General features: G+C 34.8%; 11 protein-coding genes and 4 pseudogenes. 12 read left to right on the top strand and 3 right to left on the bottom strand.

The window, feature by feature from the left end; all coding sequences use genetic code 11:
• The first annotated feature begins 6 nt into the window (after positions 1–6).
• From F0362_RS17450 to F0362_RS17425, 6 genes and pseudogenes are all read left to right on the top strand, one after another.
• Positions 7–1,044 (top strand): LCP family protein, encoded by a 1,038-nt coding sequence (locus F0362_RS17450; protein WP_000526735.1) that lies wholly within the window; start codon positions 7–9, stop codon positions 1,042–1,044.
• 19 nt (positions 1,045–1,063) lie between these two features.
• A pseudogene (locus F0362_RS17445) lies at positions 1,064–1,285 on the top strand (cation:dicarboxylase symporter family transporter); the annotation flags it as partial.
• Between the two features lie 347 nt (positions 1,286–1,632).
• Positions 1,633–3,336, top strand: coding sequence for a peptide ABC transporter substrate-binding protein (locus tag F0362_RS17440; RefSeq protein WP_000730158.1), 1,704 nt, complete (start codon positions 1,633–1,635; stop codon positions 3,334–3,336).
• A 304-nt stretch (positions 3,337–3,640) separates the two neighbouring features.
• Positions 3,641–5,356 (top strand): peptide ABC transporter substrate-binding protein, encoded by a 1,716-nt coding sequence (locus F0362_RS17435; protein WP_000823479.1) that lies wholly within the window; start codon positions 3,641–3,643, stop codon positions 5,354–5,356.
• Positions 5,357–5,800: 444 nt separating this feature from the next.
• Positions 5,801–7,495, top strand: a complete 1,695-nt coding sequence (locus F0362_RS17430; RefSeq protein ID WP_000823458.1) for a peptide ABC transporter substrate-binding protein — start codon at positions 5,801–5,803, stop codon at positions 7,493–7,495.
• A gap of 82 nt (positions 7,496–7,577) precedes the next feature.
• On the top strand, positions 7,578–8,297 hold the full coding sequence (locus F0362_RS17425; RefSeq protein ID WP_000440863.1) for a class I SAM-dependent methyltransferase: 720 nt from the start codon (positions 7,578–7,580) through the stop codon (positions 8,295–8,297).
• A 40-nt stretch (positions 8,298–8,337) separates the two neighbouring features.
• Here F0362_RS17425 and F0362_RS17420 read toward each other — a convergent pair whose 3' ends face one another.
• Positions 8,338–8,727 carry a hypothetical protein gene (locus tag F0362_RS17420; RefSeq protein WP_000555014.1) on the bottom strand — a complete coding sequence of 130 codons (390 nt, stop codon included), beginning with the start codon at positions 8,725–8,727 and terminating at the stop codon, positions 8,338–8,340.
• 136 nt (positions 8,728–8,863) lie between these two features.
• Here F0362_RS17420 and F0362_RS17415 point away from each other — a divergent pair, with 136 nt between their 5' ends.
• The 6 genes and pseudogenes from F0362_RS17415 to F0362_RS17390 all read left to right on the top strand — a co-directional run bounded on the left by F0362_RS17415 (position 8,864) and on the right by F0362_RS17390 (position 17,566).
• A complete protein-coding gene (locus F0362_RS17415) occupies positions 8,864–9,199 on the top strand; it encodes a hypothetical protein (protein WP_000842915.1) in 336 nt (111 codons plus the stop codon).
• 160 nt (positions 9,200–9,359) lie between these two features.
• Positions 9,360–9,692 (top strand): annotated as a pseudogene (locus tag F0362_RS17410) (VOC family protein); the annotation flags it as partial.
• Between the two features lie 257 nt (positions 9,693–9,949).
• Entirely contained in the window at positions 9,950–12,049 is a 2,100-nt protein-coding gene (locus tag F0362_RS17405; RefSeq protein ID WP_000702105.1) for a vWA domain-containing protein, read from the top strand.
• A 76-nt stretch (positions 12,050–12,125) separates the two neighbouring features.
• On the top strand, positions 12,126–15,488 hold the full coding sequence (locus tag F0362_RS17400) for a tubulin-like doman-containing protein (protein ID WP_149889910.1): 3,363 nt from the start codon (positions 12,126–12,128) through the stop codon (positions 15,486–15,488).
• Between the two features lie 57 nt (positions 15,489–15,545).
• Positions 15,546–15,686, top strand: coding sequence for a hypothetical protein (locus F0362_RS17395; RefSeq protein ID WP_001116187.1), 141 nt, complete (start codon positions 15,546–15,548; stop codon positions 15,684–15,686).
• Positions 15,687–16,183: 497 nt separating this feature from the next.
• On the top strand, positions 16,184–17,566 hold the full coding sequence (locus F0362_RS17390) for an APC family permease (protein WP_000054729.1): 1,383 nt from the start codon (positions 16,184–16,186) through the stop codon (positions 17,564–17,566).
• A 79-nt stretch (positions 17,567–17,645) separates the two neighbouring features.
• Here the strand turns inward: F0362_RS17390 and F0362_RS17385 are convergent.
• Positions 17,646–18,140 (bottom strand): annotated as a pseudogene (locus tag F0362_RS17385) (Ger(x)C family spore germination C-terminal domain-containing protein); the annotation flags it as partial.
• A pseudogene (locus F0362_RS17380) lies at positions 18,136–19,314 on the bottom strand (spore germination protein); the annotation flags it as partial. The pseudogenes F0362_RS17385 and F0362_RS17380, both read right to left, overlap by 5 nt.
• Positions 19,315–19,545: the final 231 nt, after the last annotated feature.

The following is a 19,545-nucleotide window of genomic DNA, read 5'->3' as shown; positions in this document are numbered from 1 at the left end:
GAATAAATGGGGAATCATTCGTCTTCAAGAGAAGAGAAAAATAAGCGGAAATATAAAAAGACAACGATAATAAGTTTACTACTAGGAGTATTACTATTTGGCGGGGGTGGATATGGCACCTATGTATATATGAAAACTTCTAATCTTGTACAAAAATCTAATTTGAATTTAGCGCGTGGTGAAAAATCAAATTTACGTGAGAAAGCAGTAAAACCAATTGCAAACAATGTTTCACTTTTAATTATGGGCATTGATGAAAATCAAGAACGTCAAAAGGAGTATAGTGGTGCATTTCATACAGATGCGTTATTGCTGGCAACTTTTAATAAAGATGATAAGACAGTGAAATTAACAAGTATACCACGTGATACGTATACATATGTCCCGATTGAAAAGAAAAAGGATAAAATAACGCATGCATATGGAAGAGGGCTTGTTAAAAATGGTAAAGATGGAGGGCCACAAGCATCTGTTGAAGCAGTAGAAAAATTGTTACAAGTCCCCGTTGATTATTTTGTGAAGTTTAATTTTAGCTCATTTATTAAAATTGTTGATGGATTAGATGGTATTGAAATAGATGTCCCAGTTGAATTTACAGAACAAAATAGTAAAGATGAACCTGATGCGATTCATTTGAAAAAAGGACTACAAAAATTAACAGGAGAAGAAGCACTTGCGCTGGCAAGAACGCGTCATATTGACAGTGATGCAATGAGAGGGCAACGTCAACAACTTGTTATTGAAGCGATGTTAAATAAATTAAAAAGCGCGGGTTCGATTACAAAACTAGAGAAAATGGTTGAGGCGGTTGATGGTGATTTTAAAACAAATTTAGCCATGGATGATATTTTATCTTTTTATAAATATGGTTTAAATGGTTCAGTTGAAAAGACTCAATTAGCTGGTGATGATCTTTATTTACCTAATGGCCCAAATGGACAACGTGTCTATTACTATAATCCTAATAAAAAAGACCTACAAAGTTTGAGTGATACTCTTAGAACACATCTAGGATTAAGTGCGAAGCAGATTGAGGAGAATTAAAGCAGACGAAATGTCTGCTTTTTTATTAGCATCTACTCTATCTGCAATGAATGTTATCTCATTAGAAGGGTTAGCGCTACTACTTGGGGGAGATCGTTTCATGTCAGAAGCACGTGCTATCGTTAATTTAATTGGTAACGGTATTGCGACTGTAGTTGTTGCAAAAAGTGAAAATGAGTTTGATGATGAGAAGTATAAGAGAGTGGTAGAGGAAATGAAAAGAGAAAAAATTGCCGGGTAAAAAAGTCAGTTTAGCTGACTTTTTTATTTTTGTAGAAAAGATGTTTTTAGATATATGCATTATTTATTAGCAATAATTAACAAGTATTCAAGCGGTAAATGAGATGAAAGTGATTAAATCAATGAATGTGTATAAAGGAGAAGTAAGGTTTGAACAACTTATGGCATTTTTATGAATATTACTGTAAAAAAATAATTTTTTAAAAATTTTCAATAATAATACTTTACAAAAATTAAAAAATTAGTAGAATAAGAATTAGTAAGAATCGTCTGATAAATATATAAAGAAAAACAGAATTATCAGAAAATTCTTTAATAGCTATCGTTAAGAATTAGGGAGGGTACAAAATGAAAAAGAAACAAATGAAAAAACTAACAGCAGTTGTAGCACCAGTTTTAGCAATGAGCATGGCGTTAACAGCATGTTCTACATCAGGTGGAGATAAGAAGACAAGCACAAACTCTAGCTCTAGTGGAGATAGTAAATCTGAAGGAAAACTAGCAGCGAAACAAGTGCTAAATCGTACAGAAACAAATGAGATCCCAACAATGGATACTTCAAAAAATACAGATACATTAGGTTCTCAAATTTTAGGGAACACAATGGAAGGGTTATATCGATTAGATAAAGATAATAAACCAATCCCAGCTGCAGCAGAATCTAGCACAAAAAGTGAAGATGGTAAAAAATATACATTTAAACTACGTAAAGATGCAAAATGGTCAAATGGTGATCCTGTAACTGCAAAAGACTTTGCGTACGCTTGGCAACGATTATTAGATCCAAAAACAACTGCAGAATATGCGTTTATCGCATTCCCGATTAAAAATGCAGAGGCAATTAATAAAGGTGAAAAACCAGTAACTGAACTAGGAGTTAAGGCGGTAGATGACTATACATTAGAAGTTGAATTAGAACAAGCGGTACCATACTTCTTAAACTTAGTTGCGTTCCCATCGTACTACCCATTAAATGAGAAGTTTGTAAAAGAAAAAGGGGATAAATTCGGTTTAGAGTCTGATACAACAGTATATAACGGACCATTTGTTCTTACTGATTGGAAGCACGAGCAAGGCTGGAAACTAAAGAAAAATGATCAATATTGGGATAAAAAGACTGTAAAGTTAGATGAAATCAACTATAGTGTAGTAAAAGAAATAAATACAAAGGTCAACTTATTTGATACAGGTGCAATTGATTTCGCACTTCTATCAGGTGAATTCGTTGATAAATATAGAAATAACAAAGAGGAGTTTGGCACATACTCACAAGTAAGTACATACTTCTTACGTATGAACCAAAAACGTGGTGGACAAGATACACCATTAAAGAGTCAGAAATTACGTGAAGCAATCGCGCTTTCTATCGATAAGAAAAACCTAGCAAACGTTATTTTAAATGACGGATCTAAACCAGCTGACTTCTTAGTACCGAAAGGGTTAGCGACTGGACCAGACGGCAAAGACTTCCAAGAAACATTTAAAAATGGTATCAAACCAGATGCGAAAAAAGCTGCTGCTGCATGGGAAGAAGCGAAAAAAGAACTTGGTAAAGACCAAGTTACAATTGAGCTATTAAACTATGATACTGGTAATGCGAAAAAAGTAGGGGAATATGTAAAAGACCAAATTGAGAAAAATTTAAAAGGTGTAACAGTTAATATTAAACTTCAGCCATTCAAACAAAAACTAAAACTAGAAACAGAGCAAGATTATGATATATCATATGCTGGTTGGGGACCTGACTATGCTGACCCAATGACATTCTTAGATATGTTCCAGTCTAAACATTCTCATAACCAAATGAGCTTCGCTGATCCGAAGTATGATGATATGATCAAAAAAGCTGGCACTGAATTAATGGGTGACGCGAAGAAACGTTGGGAAGAGTTAGGGAAAGCTGAGAAATTACTTCTTGAGCAAGATGTAGCACTTGTACCTTTATACCAACGTGGTGATGCATATGTTCTAAAACAAAATATTAAAGGTATTGTAAAACATAATATCAGTCCGGAATATAGCTTTAAATGGGCATATGTTGCTGAAAAATAAAAGAGTTGAAAAAGCATTTCAAAGTAGCTTAGCTACCTTGAAATGCTTTTTTGTATATTGGAAATTAAAATGTAAATTTGTAGTATAGCAAAATAGAGAAGAATAAGGAGTAAAGTATGTACATATGGTAGATGGGGGATAAATCATACTAAATTACGAAGTTTAAAATCAGAATATTTAAAATAAAACTATTTACAAATGTGAAAAAAAGAGTAGAATAACATTAGTTGTAATTTTCTGAAAAATATTTAACAAGGAGTCTCTCAAGGTTGGTAATGTACATATAATTAGGGAGGGTTAAAAAATGAAGAGAAAAAAAATGAAAAAATTAACAGCAGTTGTAGTACCAGTTTTAGCGATGAGTGTTGCATTGACAGCGTGCTCTAGTTCAGGTGGAGAAAAGAAAACGACTACTACATCTAATAGTGGGGAAGAAAAAACATCTGATATTAAATATGCAGCGAAGCAAGTATTGAATCGTACGGAAAATCAAGAAATTCCGACGATGGATACTTCTAAATCTACTGATACGTTAGGGGCACAAATTTTAGGAAACACGATGGAAGGCCTATATCGTCTTGATAAAGATAATAAGCCAATTCCTGCTGCGGCAGAATCTAGTACGAAAAGTGAAGATGGTAAAAAGTATACGTTTAAACTGCGAAAAGATGCAAAATGGTCGAATGGAGATCCTGTAACAGCGAAAGATTTCGTTTTCGCATGGCAGCGCTTACTTGATAAGAATACTGCGGCAGAATATGCATTTATTGCTTACTATATTAAAAATGCAGAAGCGATTAATAAAGGTGAAAAACCTATAACTGAATTAGGAGCGAAGGCGGTAGATGATTACACGCTAGAAGTAGAATTAGAAAAACCGGTACCGTATTTCTTAAATTTATTAGCATTCCCATCATACTATCCATTAAATGAAAAATTCGTAAAAGAAAAAGGCGATAAGTACGGTTTAGAAGCAGATACAACTGTATATAACGGGCCATTTGTTATGTCTTCATGGAAACATGAACAAGGTTGGCAGCTGAAGAAAAATGATAAGTACTGGGATAAAAAGACTGTGAAATTAGAAGAAATTAATTATAGTGTTGTAAAAGAAGTAGCTACAAAAGTAAATTTATATGATACAGGATCAATTGACTTTACATTACTATCAGGAGAATTTGTAGATAAATATAAATCGAATAAAGATGAGTACGGTGAGTATGCAGAATCAAGTACATTCTTCTTACGTTTAAATCAAAAACGTAACGGACAAGATACGCCATTAAAGAGCAAAAAGCTTCGTGAAGCAATTGCATTATCAGTCGATAAAAAAGGATTGGCGAATGTAATTTTAAATAATGGATCAAAAGCAACGGATCAATTGGTTCCGAAAGGGCTTGCGACAGGACCTGATGGAAAAGATTATCAAGATACATTTAAAAATGGTCTGAAATATGATCCGAAAAAAGGTGCAGCAGCTTGGGAAGAAGCGAAAAAAGAACTTGGAAAAGATCAAGTTACAATTGAATTACTAAGCTATGATGATGGAACTGCGAAAAAGATTGCTGATTATGTTAAAGATCAAATTGAGAAAAATTTAAAAGGTGTAACGATTAATACGAAAATTCAGCCGTTCAAACAAAAATTAAAATTAGAGACTGCACAAGATTATGAAATCTCTTATGCAGGTTGGAGTCCAGATTATGCGGATCCAATGACATTTATTGATATGTTTGAATCGAAGAGCCCGTATAACCAAATGAGTTATTCAAATCCAAAATACGATGAAATGGTAGGAAAAGCAGGTAATGAATTAATGAGTGATGCGAAAAAACGCTGGGAAACGTTAGGGAAAGCTGAAAAATTATTCCTTGAAGAAGATGCAGGATTAGTTCCTTTATATCAAACAGGAAGATCGTACGTAATGAAACCGAATGTAAAAGGAATCGTGAAACATAACATCAGTCCAGAATATAGCTTTAAGTGGGCGTATGTAACTGAGGATGGCGGAAAAAAATAAAGTGAAAGCATTTCAAAAGTGGCTGAGCTGCTTTTGAAATGCTTTTTAGTATGTATAAGGGAAATATATCTCGTTAGCCTATTGAGAAACGGGTAGGGAATTAGGAAGATTCTATCGGAGGACATTAGAGAGAGTTCAGTAAGTAGTAAGACAGATGAATGATAGTAAGAGATCTCATGCTAATAAGAAAAATATAGAACGTAGTAATAGAGTGGAATAAGGGGAGGGATGTTTACATATAGTAGACGGGGGATAATTCATAAAGTAGTTAAAACAACAAGTTACTATCACAAAAAAATAAATATTTAGAAAATTTACAAAAATACTTTACAAAACTCAGAAAAATAGTAGAATATTAATTAATAAGAATTTTCTGATAACGAAAGTTAATAGAGAATTTCTAAATGTTAATATCGTACATATAATTGGGGAGGGTACAAGAAAATGAAGAGAAAAAAGATGAAAAAATTGACAGCGGTCGTAGCACCAGTTTTAGTAATGAGTATGGCATTAACAGCTTGCTCTGGATCAGGGGAAAAAGATAAGGCAAGCACAACACCAAAAAGCGGTGAAAAAGAAGGCGGAAAATTAGCAGCGAAGCAAGTGTTGAATTTAACAGAGAGCCAAGAGATTCCATCTATGGATTCTGTTAAAGCGACAGACCAAGTATCGTTTCTTGCTTTAAACAACGTAATGGAAGGTTTATATCGACTGGATAAAGATAATAAAGCAACACCAGGGGTTGCTGAATCATATAAAAAGAGTGATGATGGTAAGAAGTATACATTTACATTAAATAAAAATGCAAAATGGTCAAATGGAGAGCCTGTAACAGCGAAAGATTTCGTATTTTCTTGGAAACGTGCTGTAGATAAAAATACAGCAGCGGAATATGCATACATTATGTTCGATGTAAAAAATGCAAAAGCAATTAATGAAGGAAAAGCAGCGCTTGATACGTTAGGTGTAAAAGCTGTAGATGACTATACGTTAGAAGTAGAATTAGAAAATGCAGTTCCTTACTTTGTTGAATTAACTTCATTCGGAACATTCTATCCACAAAATGAAAAATTCGTAAATGAAAAAGGTGCAAAATTCGGTTTAGAAGCAGATACAACATTATACAACGGACCATTTACATTAACAGACTGGAAACATGAAGAAGGTTGGAAATTAAAGAAAAACGCACAGTACTGGGATAATAAAACAGTTAAGTTAGAAGAAATCAACTTTAACGTAGTAAAAGATAGCGGTACACGTGTCAACTTATATGAAAGTGGACAGATTGACCGTTCAGGATTAGTATCTGAATTTGTTGACAAATATAAATCGAATCCAGATTTCTATACACAAAAAACACCATCAACGTTCTTCTTACGTTTAAATCAAAAACGTGGTGGTCAAGATACGGTGTTAAAGAACAAAGATTTACGTTTAGCAATTGCAAAGGCGTATGATAAAAAAGGTTTAACGAATGTTATTTTAAATGACGGATCTACACCTGCAGATTACTTAGTACCAAAAGAATTTGCTAAGAGTCCGGATGGAAAAGACTTCCGTAAAGAAAATGGAGATATTTTAAAAACGGATGTGAAAAAGGCAAAAGAGCATTGGGACAAAGCGAAAAAAGAGCTTGGAAAAGATCAAGTAACAATTGAGCTGCTAAACTATGATAGCGATAATGCGAAAAAAGTAGGGGAGTTCTTAAAAGGAGAGCTTGAGAAAAACTTACCAGGCTTAACAGTGAACTTGAAAAACCAGCCGTTTAAACAAAAATTAAAATTAGAATCAGATCTAGATTATGATTTATCTTACGCTGGTTGGGGACCTGACTACTTAGATCCAATGACATTCATTGATATGTTCGTTACAGATGGACCTCATAACCAAACTGGTTACTCAAATAAGAAATATGATGAAATTGTAGAAAAAGGTAAAGGTGAGCTATTAACGAAAACGAAAGAGCGTTGGGATAGCTTACTGAAAGCTGAGAAAATGTTACTTGAAGATGCAGCAATTGCACCATTATATCAACGTGGTGATGCAATTGTTCAAAGAGCGAAAGTAAAAGGAATTGTTCACCACCCAGTTGGTGGAGATTACAGCTACAAATGGGCATATATCGGTGAGGAAAAATAAGCTGAGGGGGCGCGTGATGCGCCCTTTTTTTATGCACTTTTCATTCTTCCTTGAATATATAAAATAAAAAAGGGAGAATCCCATGGAACGAAATACTTACATCGATTTCTTAGCTTATTACGGAATAGGAAGTGCTCATCCTGGTGGTTTTACGTTAACAAAACAATTGCTAGCACAACTGCCTCTTAGACAAGGAGCGGATGTCCTTGAGATAGGTTGTGGTACGGGGAAAACAGCGGCTTACATGACAAAAGAATTCGGTTATAAAGTAACAGCGATTGAAAAGAATGAAATTATGATTCAAAAAGCGAAAGATAGATGGTTGTTTGAAAGATTGAATGTACAATTGATTCAAGGTGATGCAGAGCGATTACCTTGTTTAAATGATTCATTTGAGTTTGTGCTTGGGGAATCGATACTCGCTTTTACAGATAAAGAAAGGGTTATATCAGAGTGCTATCGTGTATTACAGAAGGATGGTAAGCTTGTTGTCATTGAAATGATTATTAATACACATATTGAGAAGAGTGAGGAAGAAAAAATTGCCCAATTATATGGCATGAAAGAATTATTAACTGAGAATGAGTGGGTACAACTATTTCAGAAAGCAAATTTCAAAAGAATTACAATTGCTGGCGGTGGTACAATTGCAGAAACGATATCTAGCTATATAGAAGAGCCGGAATGGAATGTATCAACATATATTCCGAATGAGTTATATGAGGCATGGGTACAACATGAAAACGTACGACGTATGTACCAACATGTTTTAGGACACCGTATATTTATATGTGAAAAGTAGAGAAAAAGAGTTGGCTAAAGGTAGTCAACTCTTTACTATGTTAAATGAAAAATAATGCAGCTAAAGTAATTCCGAAGATGAAACCAAATCCAAGTTCAACGCCCCAGCCACAACCGCCACCCCAGCCGCCACCACAATTACCGCAACCACGACCGCCACATCCACAGCTACTGAATCCACCACCGCAACCGAATCCGCAACTATCACATCTGCTAATGCCGCCGCAAAGATCACAACCACCGTTTGTATATGCATCATAGTATCCGAATCCTGTATCAAAAGATGAGCGCTGTTGCATTGGTTCGATCCATACAGATTCATTTGTCACATCGATTATTTTGCCTAAGTGAATGCGACCATCACGATCTTCAATTCGAACAACTTTACCGAAATAACGTCGGCACGTATCATAACATCTTTGTCTATGCATGTTCTGTCCTCCTTCCCCCTTACAGTAATACGATATGTAAGGGGGACAAGTGCGGCTTGTACGAATGACCTACCTATCATAATTGTTATATGAAAGGGGAAATATAAAGAAAGGATATAGTAAGGAGGGAAAGGCAATGAAATCTACAGATCAGTTTCAAACATACGAAGTACCGTGGAAAGAATTTATAGAAGCATTGCGAGATGAAATGAAGAAAAAAGTAGGAGCGGATATTATTGATACAGTAGTTTGCAATTTAGAAGATGGATTTGAAGTGTATACATATATACAGGGGGATTTAGAGTTTGAATATAAAGAAGCGCTTGAAAGAAAATACGGAAGTGATGCTAAGACTCCTAATTTGTTAACGATTATGCTATTAGCCAGCATTTATAATACGAGTGAAGCGAATATACGCTTACATGCAGATAACAAAGATAATCCAATTGTTGAAGTATATGTGAAGCAATGAAACACGCTGTGAAAGGCGTGTTTTTTATTTATTCCGCTATTTTTGGGCAGTAAAACTCCTACCAAAAAATTTGGCTGGAGCAAAAAAGTTAGGGGGAGCCAGACTGTCCGTAAACGCCCCACTGATCAAAGTTTTACTTTGTATGATAAAGTATTAGAAAGTTAGGCATCTTAATTTAACGGTTACAGATGTAGTAGCTACTAGAGAATTTTTAGAAAAATATTTTGGATTAATTTGAAGTGGAACGAGGGGAAATGGCTTTGCAGTTATGCGTGATAAGGATGGGTTTATACTAAATTTAATGAAAGGGAAAGAAGTTCAGTATCCTAAAACATTTCATGTAGGATTTCCGCAAGAAAATGAGGAACTAATAAATAAAATGAATCAAAGATTGAAGGAAGATGGATTTTTGGTTGAACCTCCTAAACATGCACATGCGTATACGTTTTATGTTGAAGCGCCTGGTGGATTTACAATTGAAGTAATGTGCTAATTAAAAAATCAAACTTTTTGTTGTGTGTTTTTAATATGAAAAGTAGGAAAAGTCTGTTTTAAGTATGAAGCTTAGACAGGCTTTTTTGCCTATATAATTGGATAGAAAATGCTATAAAGAATATTACCAAGTGTATATATATGTTTACATAATAAAGTTATGGTAGGTTAGTTGTCCTAAAATACAAGTCATATATCTTGTTTCCTCTCATAAATTTAAACATAGGAATTTGTCTACAAAGGTGGCGAAGCCTCATCATGAAAATTCGAATTTGTGCCACATTCATGTTGTTTCTATTTATATGGTTACATCCTTATTGGACTTTTGCAAAAGGAGAGGAGGCAAAGGAAAGGGTCGTTTCACTTGTATATGATGATTCGGGCAGCATGAGAAATAACGATCGCTGGAAATATGCCAATTACGCTTTGCAAAGTTTAGTTGCGCTATTAGATGAAAAAGATACATTTTCTTATGTTCCAATGAGCAAGCCGAATAATCCGTTAAACATTTCGTTAACGAAGGATAAAAGGCAAACAGAAATTGAAGGAATTGGAGCGTGGAAAACGTATTTAAATACTCCTTTTAGCGCAGTAGAGACGGCGATGCAATCTATAAAAAAGGAAGCAGATATAGATGGAAAACGTGAATTTTGGCTTATTGTATTAACTGACGGGGCATTTAATGATCTAGAAAAAGATAAAGTTGGCGGAAAAGAACAAATTACAAAGAAACTAACAGACTTTAAGAAAGAAATGGATGTAAAAAAGATATCTTTACATCCTATCTTAATTACGATGGAAGAGGATTTAGGGCAGCAAGAAAAAGAACAATTAAATACGTTTAAAGAAATATGGAAGAAAGAGATAAACGGAGTTACAATGCCGTCAAGCGGAGAGGATGGTATTGTAAAAAGTGTAAATCAAGTGGCAGCATTAGTTGCGAATCGTGATCCATTCTCCTCCGTTGAATCGATTGTAAAAACGAAAGTAGTAGGAAAGAAAGTAGAGATTACAACGCCGTTCCCATTAAAGCGTATGACACTTGTACGACAATCGCCTTCGCTGTCTAATTATCAGGTCACACAAATTTCGAAACCATTACAGTTACAGTCTTCTTTTTCCATACATGCACCCGGAGAAGCGAAATTATTCGGAAATATAGTTCATATAAGCACGGAAAATCAGGAAGTCATTAAACCAGGAACATATACGATAGAAGTGGATCGGGATATTGAGAAAGAAGGATTGCAAGTACTTGTTGAACCAGCGCTTAACTATACGGTTTCTACTTATGACAAAGATGATAATAGTCAAAAAAATGTTGAACAAATGTACGAAGGTGTTACTGCTGTTATTGAAGCAAAGCCTACTGAGTTACCAATTCAGTCTTCTTACTTTCAAGCAGAAGTAGAAATAGACGGAAAACAATATCCGATGAAGTGGAACGATAAGAGGCATGTGTTTTATTACGAAACGAAGATTGGTAAAGGGTTAGTACGTGGAAAAGTTCATATGAATATAAAGGGATTTTACAGACAGACGAAAGAATTCAAAATTGAAACAACAGAAAAGCCAAAATTATCACTTCAAACTGTTACGAAAGATTATGAAGAAAAAGTAACGAATTTAGAGAATAGTAAACCGTTTATTTTACAACCAAAGTTAGATGGTAAGCCGATGACAGAAGGGGCTGTAAAGAAACTATTAAAATCTACTGGTGTCACATCTAAACAATCAATCAACTATGAAATAAAACAACGTGGTAATCAAATTTACGTTTATCCTCGTCCTTATTACTCCGACACATTCAATTTCACAGATACTGGCACCGTAGAAGCTACCATCGTTATACAAGATGCGAAATTACAAGAAGTAAAGAAGCAAATATCACTCCATATTCAAAGTGCGCCGTTTTATGAAAAGTATGCGCTTATTTTTAAGTTTGTCATTCCTATCACTTTATTGCTGCTAGTAGTAGGCATAATCGTTTTAGGATGGATTGTTCGTCCAAGATTTCACCGGAAAGCACTATTGTATTACGAATGGGATCAAGAAGTAGCGAAAGATTGGTTATATCAATCTGAACCAGAATTACTTCGAAATAAATGGTGGAAACATTATTTTGGTATCCCATTTCGAGCAGAAAGAAAAACTGTGCAATCCGTTACGTTTATAGCGAAGAAAGGTTCGAAATCTGTCTTTGTAGCGAAAGAGTCACAAGTAGTAGGAATGATTATTGATGGGATGTTTATAACAGAGGAAGAAGTAGGAATGGAGCATAAGACACTATATCCAAATGAACTTTTATTAATTGATAGAGGATATGGTAAGGAGATTTACAAATATGAATGTGAATAGTAGGTAGGGATAAGAGGGGAGTCTTAGCTTTCTTTCCCTTTCTTTTTAAACAAGCAAGAATAGGAAGGTGGTTCACATGACATTACAAGTTCCAACGATATTAATTGGATTAGGTGGAATCGGTAGTACTGTGACGCATCAAATATATGAAAAACTGCCTGAAGAGCGCCGAAAAAAGGTAGCGATGCACGTATTTGATACAGATGTGAATACATTGAGTAAATTTGATCATATTCGAAAGTTTAAGACACAAACGAGTTCAAGTAAAACGCCTAGAGAGTATATTGCAGGAGATCCAACGATTCCAGAGTGGTTTCCAATGGATCCAACTATACTTGATAAACCATTAACAGAAGGAGCAGGACAGTTACGCGTCATTTCACGTTTAGCGTTACGTGCTGCGATGAAAGAAGATAAATTGACGTCCTTTTGGCAAGAAATTGAGAAGATTTTTCCGGTTACAAGTGATCAAACGGAATATGGTGTGCGAGTTATTATTGTAACATCACTAGCAGGCGGAACAGGTTCGGGGATGTTTCTGCAAATTGCATTATATTTACGTGAAATGCTTCGGAAAAAACTGCAGCATCATAACATTTTAATACGCGGTGCATTTTTAATGCCTGATGTGTTAGTGAAGACGAGAACGGTTAGTGCGAAAGAATTTGAAACGGTGCAAGCAAATGGTTATGCGTCTTTAAAAGAATTGCATGCCATTACGCTCGGTTCAACTGGAGAATTATCAAAACGCGGTGGTGTAACGATTGAATTAGAATACCGTCCGGATCAAGTAGATGAGGATGGAAGAACGAATCATACGATTAAACAACATCATTTACCGTACAATTATTGTTTCTTATACGATTACGAAAACTTACATGGACACCATTTACACAATTTATCGGATTATATGGAGCAGATGGCAAATACGATTTATTTACAGTTATTTAGTCCGATGTCCACAAGTCATTTTGCACAGGAAGATAATCAAATTCAGCAATTGGCAGAATCAAGCGGGAAAGGACGATATTGCGGGGCAGGAACAGCAAAGCTCATTTATCCATATGAACATGTGTTAAAATATTGTGCTTTAAAATGGGCTGTGCAAGGTTTAGACGAATCGTGGCTTCATTTGGATCAACTCTTTCAAGAAAAGAAGCAAAGGTACGACCAAGATGTAAAACGTGGTATGCAGCGTGAAAAGCCAGAGCGTGGCAAAAGTTATTTAGAGGATTTAGAACATCTTGCTACCCGTCCAGAACAAGCCCATATTTTCTATAGACAAATGTACAATGAAACGCGTGAAGGAGCAGAGGGCGGTAAGCTCGGAGTTGCGAAATCTAAACTGTTTTTAGAAGCTGTAGAAAGCTATGTACAGCGCACAGTGCAAAAAGATGAGGAATTAAATCGTTTGCAGCACGAGTGTAAAATTTCAGCTACGAAACTAAAAATGATGGAACAAATGAAAGGAGAAGTAGCGAGAGTAGATCATGCGGTTCGTTTATATGCGTATGCGATTCCGAGCCGTGTACATGAACATGTAACGACACTTTTATATGACATGATTGAATCAGACCGTTTTTCACCAAGTGGGTCTGAAGGACAGTCCTATCAATTAAATACATGGTTTTTAAAGAAAACAGACCCTGTTCATCCAGTAGCAGCGCGTTTTATGTTATATGAAATTCGAAAGCAGTTAGTAGAAAAAATGAATCGACTACATGAAAATAATGAACAGAAGCGTAATGTAATTCAAAATTATGATAAAAAATTTAATGTAGGTAATATAGATGGAACGGTAACTGCTGTACGCCGCGTTGAAATCGCTCAGCAACAAGGTTGGTTTGGAAAAATGGTGAATAATCAACAACGTTTATTTAAAAAAGAATTTGAAGATATCGTAACGCAATATGTACACAAATTAAATGAGTACAGAAAAGAAATGCTGTTAGAACTCGTTTATCAATCGTTATATCAAGCAGTTAATAAAATGATTCAATATTGGGAAAGGTTTTTTGATAATTTACATGAAACACGTGAAAATTTATTGTTTGAAATTCAAAAAAGAAGTAAGGAGTTTGAAGGGAAAACAAACCCAACGAATGTATACGTATTAGCGGAAGAGAAGTTGCAAGAAAAAATATGGCAAGATATGCAGCAACATTTAAATTTAGGTGTATTGCCGAAAGATATATCAGCAGAAATTTATATGAGTTTGTATGGGGAATATTGTCGGGATGCGAAAACGGAAGAGATTCAATCGAAAAAGGTAGAAGATTTTTATCGTGAACATATATTGAGCTATTGTTATGATGAATTACAAGTACGTTATCGTGATAAATTAGAACTTAATATTATAGAGGCATTGCGAAAAGAAGCGGATTATAAGAAGCGTGATCGTGATGAATACGTTCGTGAAAAAATTGAAGATCTGTTCCATTTAGCTAGTCCATTCGTGCCGAAAGTTTCTCACCATAGGGAATTACAATATTGGGGTATACATCCAACTTTAAAGAAAGAACTGCAAGAAGAATTAATTCAAGAAATGTTTAAAGAAAAAGATACAGTACATGAAGCTTTTTCACCATTTGAAGTGATCTGTTACCGGGCACATTACGGTTTATCATTGCAAGATTTTCCTAAATTATCATCAGGACACATTGCGAACGGTTTTATGAATGATAAAGGTGACTACTTCCAATCATATTATCGCCGTGTGAACAAATTAAATAGTAAAAAATCTAGTTTAACGCCGCATTTAGATAAGTATTGGCACTTACCAGCCTTTATGCCCGACTTGAATGCGACTCAAACGAAGTTAGACTACGATAAATGTAATCGTGCCCTTCTATATGCGTATATGTATCGCTGGATTAGTTTAGTTGCTGTTGATGGGCAGTTTGTGTATCAATATAACGGCGTTGGACGTAGCTTCTTAATTCAGTCGATGGGGAAAAATATTTCAAGTGAAAGTTATAAATTACACAGAGCATTACTTCATAATCCGTTTATTTATGAAAACATCTTGTCCAGATTTGAAGAAGAGCAAGAAAAGGCAATGATTCAAGGTGGACATTTATATACACATCCGTTCGTATTAGGAGCTCAAGATGTAAGATGGCTTAGAAAAGAACATGTTCACAATCTTTTAGATATGATTTTAATGTATGACCGTGAGGCGAAGTATGATCCGACGTTAGAAGAAACGTCAGATGAATTATTAAGATTATTCCTTGATGAAATCGAACTATACTTCCAAAACTATTACGGTACAGGTGCAGATATGGTTGCGAAGAAAGAGAAAGAAATGTTTATTAAACAATTGTGGGATCGTTCGTATGCGAAAGGGTATGTGGATCCAAATAGCGCTCCTTATAAAAAGTGGCAAAATTTATTAAGTGTTCAAGATGAAGAAGAAACGCCAAAAACGAATGTATAATGAATGAAAAGGGAATCCTTAAAAGTGGCAATACAACTTTAGAAAAGAGGGATTCTGATGCCGTTTTTAGGAAGTGTATATCAAATATTTGGATTGTATCCAGAACTTTATTATGGAATGATTTCAGCTGAGATAGAAGAAGAAGCTCAGAAAGAGAATCTTGAAAATAGTAGTGCAGAAGCTGAAATGAAAGAATAAAAAAAGTGCAGATGAAAATCTGCACTTTTTTATTCGCTTAAAAAGGTTGCATAACTTCAAATGAATTATTATTTAAAGATAGTATTTTGATTAAAGGTATGATGATTTCATTTGAATTCTATGTAATGAAAATTGTATGAAAATCAGTGAGGGAAAATGAATATGAACATGAAAACAGAAAAAAACAATGTTTTCGAGAAAATAATTATGTTTAAAAATAACATTTGATACATAATTAACCGTCTTTGTTTAATTAATTATATTGTTGACAATATAATTAATTGTATGATAAATTCAATCAGCATTCTTAGAGATGTATTTTCGCAATAATTATTTTTAAAATTTACTATGAGTTAAAAAGATTGATTTTTCTGTTTTTAAGTTTGCTAAGTCTATAAGAGAAAAGGAGTAAATTGTGTATAATTTTATTTTCTAAACAGAACAGTAATAAAGATTGTAATTAGTAAGAGATAAACTTGAAAAAGAGGTTTCAATGAATGAGTCTTTTAATAAAGAAAACAATGGATGAAGAAAAGAAAAAAGTATTGAATCAAACTTTAGGAGCGATTGATTTAACTCTTTTAGGAATTGGAGCGATTATTGGTACAGGGATTTTTGTATTAACTGGTATCGTAGCGGCGAAACATGCTGGTCCAGCGATTGTATTATCATTTATATTAGCGGCCATTGTATGTGCATGTGTAGCTTTCTGTTATGCTGAATTTGCATCTGCAGTCCCAGTTTCAGGAAGTGTATATTCGTATACATATATGACATTAGGTGAGATTTTTGCATTTATAGTTGGTTGGTGTGTGATGTTGGAGTACTTATTAGCAACTTCTGCGGTGGCAGCAGGATGGTCAGCTTATTTTCAGTCATTGCTACTAGGGTTTAATATTCACATCCCTACAATCTTTGCATCAGCACCTGGCATGGGGAAGGGTGGAATTATTGATTTACCAGCAGTTCTGATTATTTTAGTTGTAACATTTTTATTAAGTCGTGGTGTAAAAGAAAGTGCCCGAATTAATAATATAATGGTTATTATTAAACTGGCTGTTATTGTAGGATTTATTATTGTAGGGACACAATATGTAAAACCAGAAAATTGGCAACCATTTCTACCGTTTGGTTTTCACGGTGTGGTAGGAGGAGCAGCCACTGTATTCTTTGCTTTTTTAGGATTTGATGCAGTTGCAACAGCTGCAGAGGAAGTGAAGCGTCCACAGCGTAACGTACCGATTGGGCTACTTGTTTCTTTATTCATTTGTACCGTTCTATATGTAGGAGTTTCATTCGTGTTGACTGGAATGGTTCCGTTTACGGAATTGAATGTTGCTGATCCAGTTGCATATGCGTTGCGCACTGTAGGAGAAGATAGAATTGCTGGCTTGTTATCGGTGGGGGCAATAGCGGGGCTAACGACAGTTCTGTTAGTAGCTATGTTTGCATTTGTTCGTGTATCTTACTCGATGAGTCGAGATGGGTTGTTACCAAACAGACTTTCCAGTGTTCATAAACGTTTACAAACGCCATTTTTTAATACATGGGTTACAGGTATACTAGCAGCTTTATTAGCGGGATTAGTGGATTTGAACTTATTGGCTAATTTAGTGAATATGGGAACGATAACAGCATTTGTTTTTGTATCTATAGCTGTCATTGTACTAAGAAAGACACATCCTAATATGAAAAGACCATTCCGTGCTCCCCTAGTACCTTTTTTACCTATCGTTTCAATAGTAAGTTGTATATATTTAGCTTTGAACCTTTCTAAGCTTACTTTAATTAGTTTTGTGGCATGGATTATAATCGGTGTTTTTATATATTTTATATACGCAAAAAAACATAGTAATGTTAGAAACGGAAATAGAGTATAGTCTGTTGAAATAATACTTGTCATGTAAATGAAAACACGCTATCTGTTCTTTATACTTATAAGAACAGATAGCGTGTTTTTTATTTAATAATCCCACTTTCTAAAATTTTGATAGTCGGTGTTACTTTTGCGCTAGCTTTGGAAAAGGAATTAGGCCAATCGTCTTCAACCTTCTTCCATTCTTTATATTGAAAAGCCCTCGCATAATCACCAAATCCGAATGGATCCAGTTGCTGTTTTTGAATTTTGTGAATTAATTCGTTTAAATCTTTGTTTAGTTGTTTTGCGATAAATGAAGTTAATTTCTTTTTATCTTTATCTAAATCCATATTGAATGTAATCTCAGATATAGCAATTTTTAAATTCATTTTAATATTAAATTTGAAACGGTTATCGCTATAGCCTGAACGAATGTTACGATTCATGCTAAGAACATTTATAGTTACGAAATCGTTGCCTTCTGTATCTTTTAAATTACTATTACTTTCAACTCGAGTAGAAGGGATCTTCATTGTAAGAGAAACTGGTGTATTAGCCTTCTTTTGTAATAGAAGAAGTGCGCTTTCATAACGATTTCACTGCAGCCTGTCCAATTACAATTCCTCCTACGACGCCGATCGTTTGTCCAACGGGACCCGGAAGCCGAACCGCAGCTTCACGGAGCATTTCAAGTACTAATTCCATCAAAAGTGCTTCTAATATAGGTGGAAAAGGAATTTTAGCACGAGACTCGCCGATTGTTAACAATAATTTAAGCGGAATCACTTCATAATGAAAGGAAATCATAGCAATATAAAGAGCAGGAGCAAAAATTGCAATAAATAACCCTGTGAAACGAAGGAGACGTATAAAAGATGGAATCATTGGCCTGAAGCTGTAATCATCTATTGTTTGAAAAAAAGCTGAAAAGGTCATAGGTCCAATTAATACGCCGGGTGAGCGATCTACAACAACAGCGATTCGCCCATTCAAAATGTGATGGGCCGTCGTATCAGGACGTTCGGTTATTGATAATTGTGGAAAGAGCGTGTATGAATTATCTTCAACAAAACCTTCTAATTCACCGGTAGTAAGAATAGCATCCACTTTTATTGATTCAATGCGGCATGTCATTTCTTGTATGACATCTTCGTTTGCGATGTCTGCTAGGTAAAGTAAAAAAACTTTAGAACTTGCTCGCTCGCCAACGGTGAATTCCTTCACCTTTAATTCGCGATTTGGGATATATCGGCAAATAAGAGCGAAACTGTCGCTCGCTACTTCATTAAATCCTTCATGTGAGCTTTTTATTGATGTCTCTGTTGTAGGTTCTTCAATGCTTCTTTTTGGTGCCGCTTGCGTATCTAGTTCTAAAGCTGATAGTTGCCCATCTATAAATAAAATACTTTTACCATGTAAAAGGGATTGTTCAATGTCTGTCCACTTCTGAACCTTTTTTATATTTCCGATAGAAACGGAAGATTCCCAAAAATCGTCCTCATTCCACTCTTTAAATAAAAGAGGACGAAGAATATCTACATTAATAACAGTTTTATCTACAAGTCCTTCCATATATATAAGAGCAACCTCTTGGCCGTTTTTTAACGGAAAAGTACGTGTAATTAATTCTGGAATACCACTAAATAACTTGGACAAGTGTTTTAAATTAAGTGGAAGAGAAGAAGAAATAGGCTTATGTAATGTATGATCAGCTTGCTCTTGTGCAGAAAAAGATTTTTCACCGCGTATCCATTTGTTAAAAGACCCCATTTGTTCACTTTCTCCTTGTTATGTTTTATCCCGGATTAACGGGCTGCCCGTAAAAGCCCGATTGGTTAAGGCTGATTAAAGTTTCACTTTATATGGGTTATTATGGATAGTTGCATGCAGACATATGCGTAGTTTAAATTACATATTGTATATTTTTAACTTTAACGCTATAATAATAGTGTTAAAGATGGAATCGTGATATGACCTGTTATGAATCTATCGTTTTATTTA

This window comes from Bacillus sp. BS98 (assembly GCF_008432245.1).
Lineage (GTDB): Bacteria > Bacillota > Bacilli > Bacillales > Bacillaceae_G > Bacillus_A > Bacillus_A toyonensis.
This window is presented reverse-complemented; position numbering and strand designations above follow the sequence as displayed.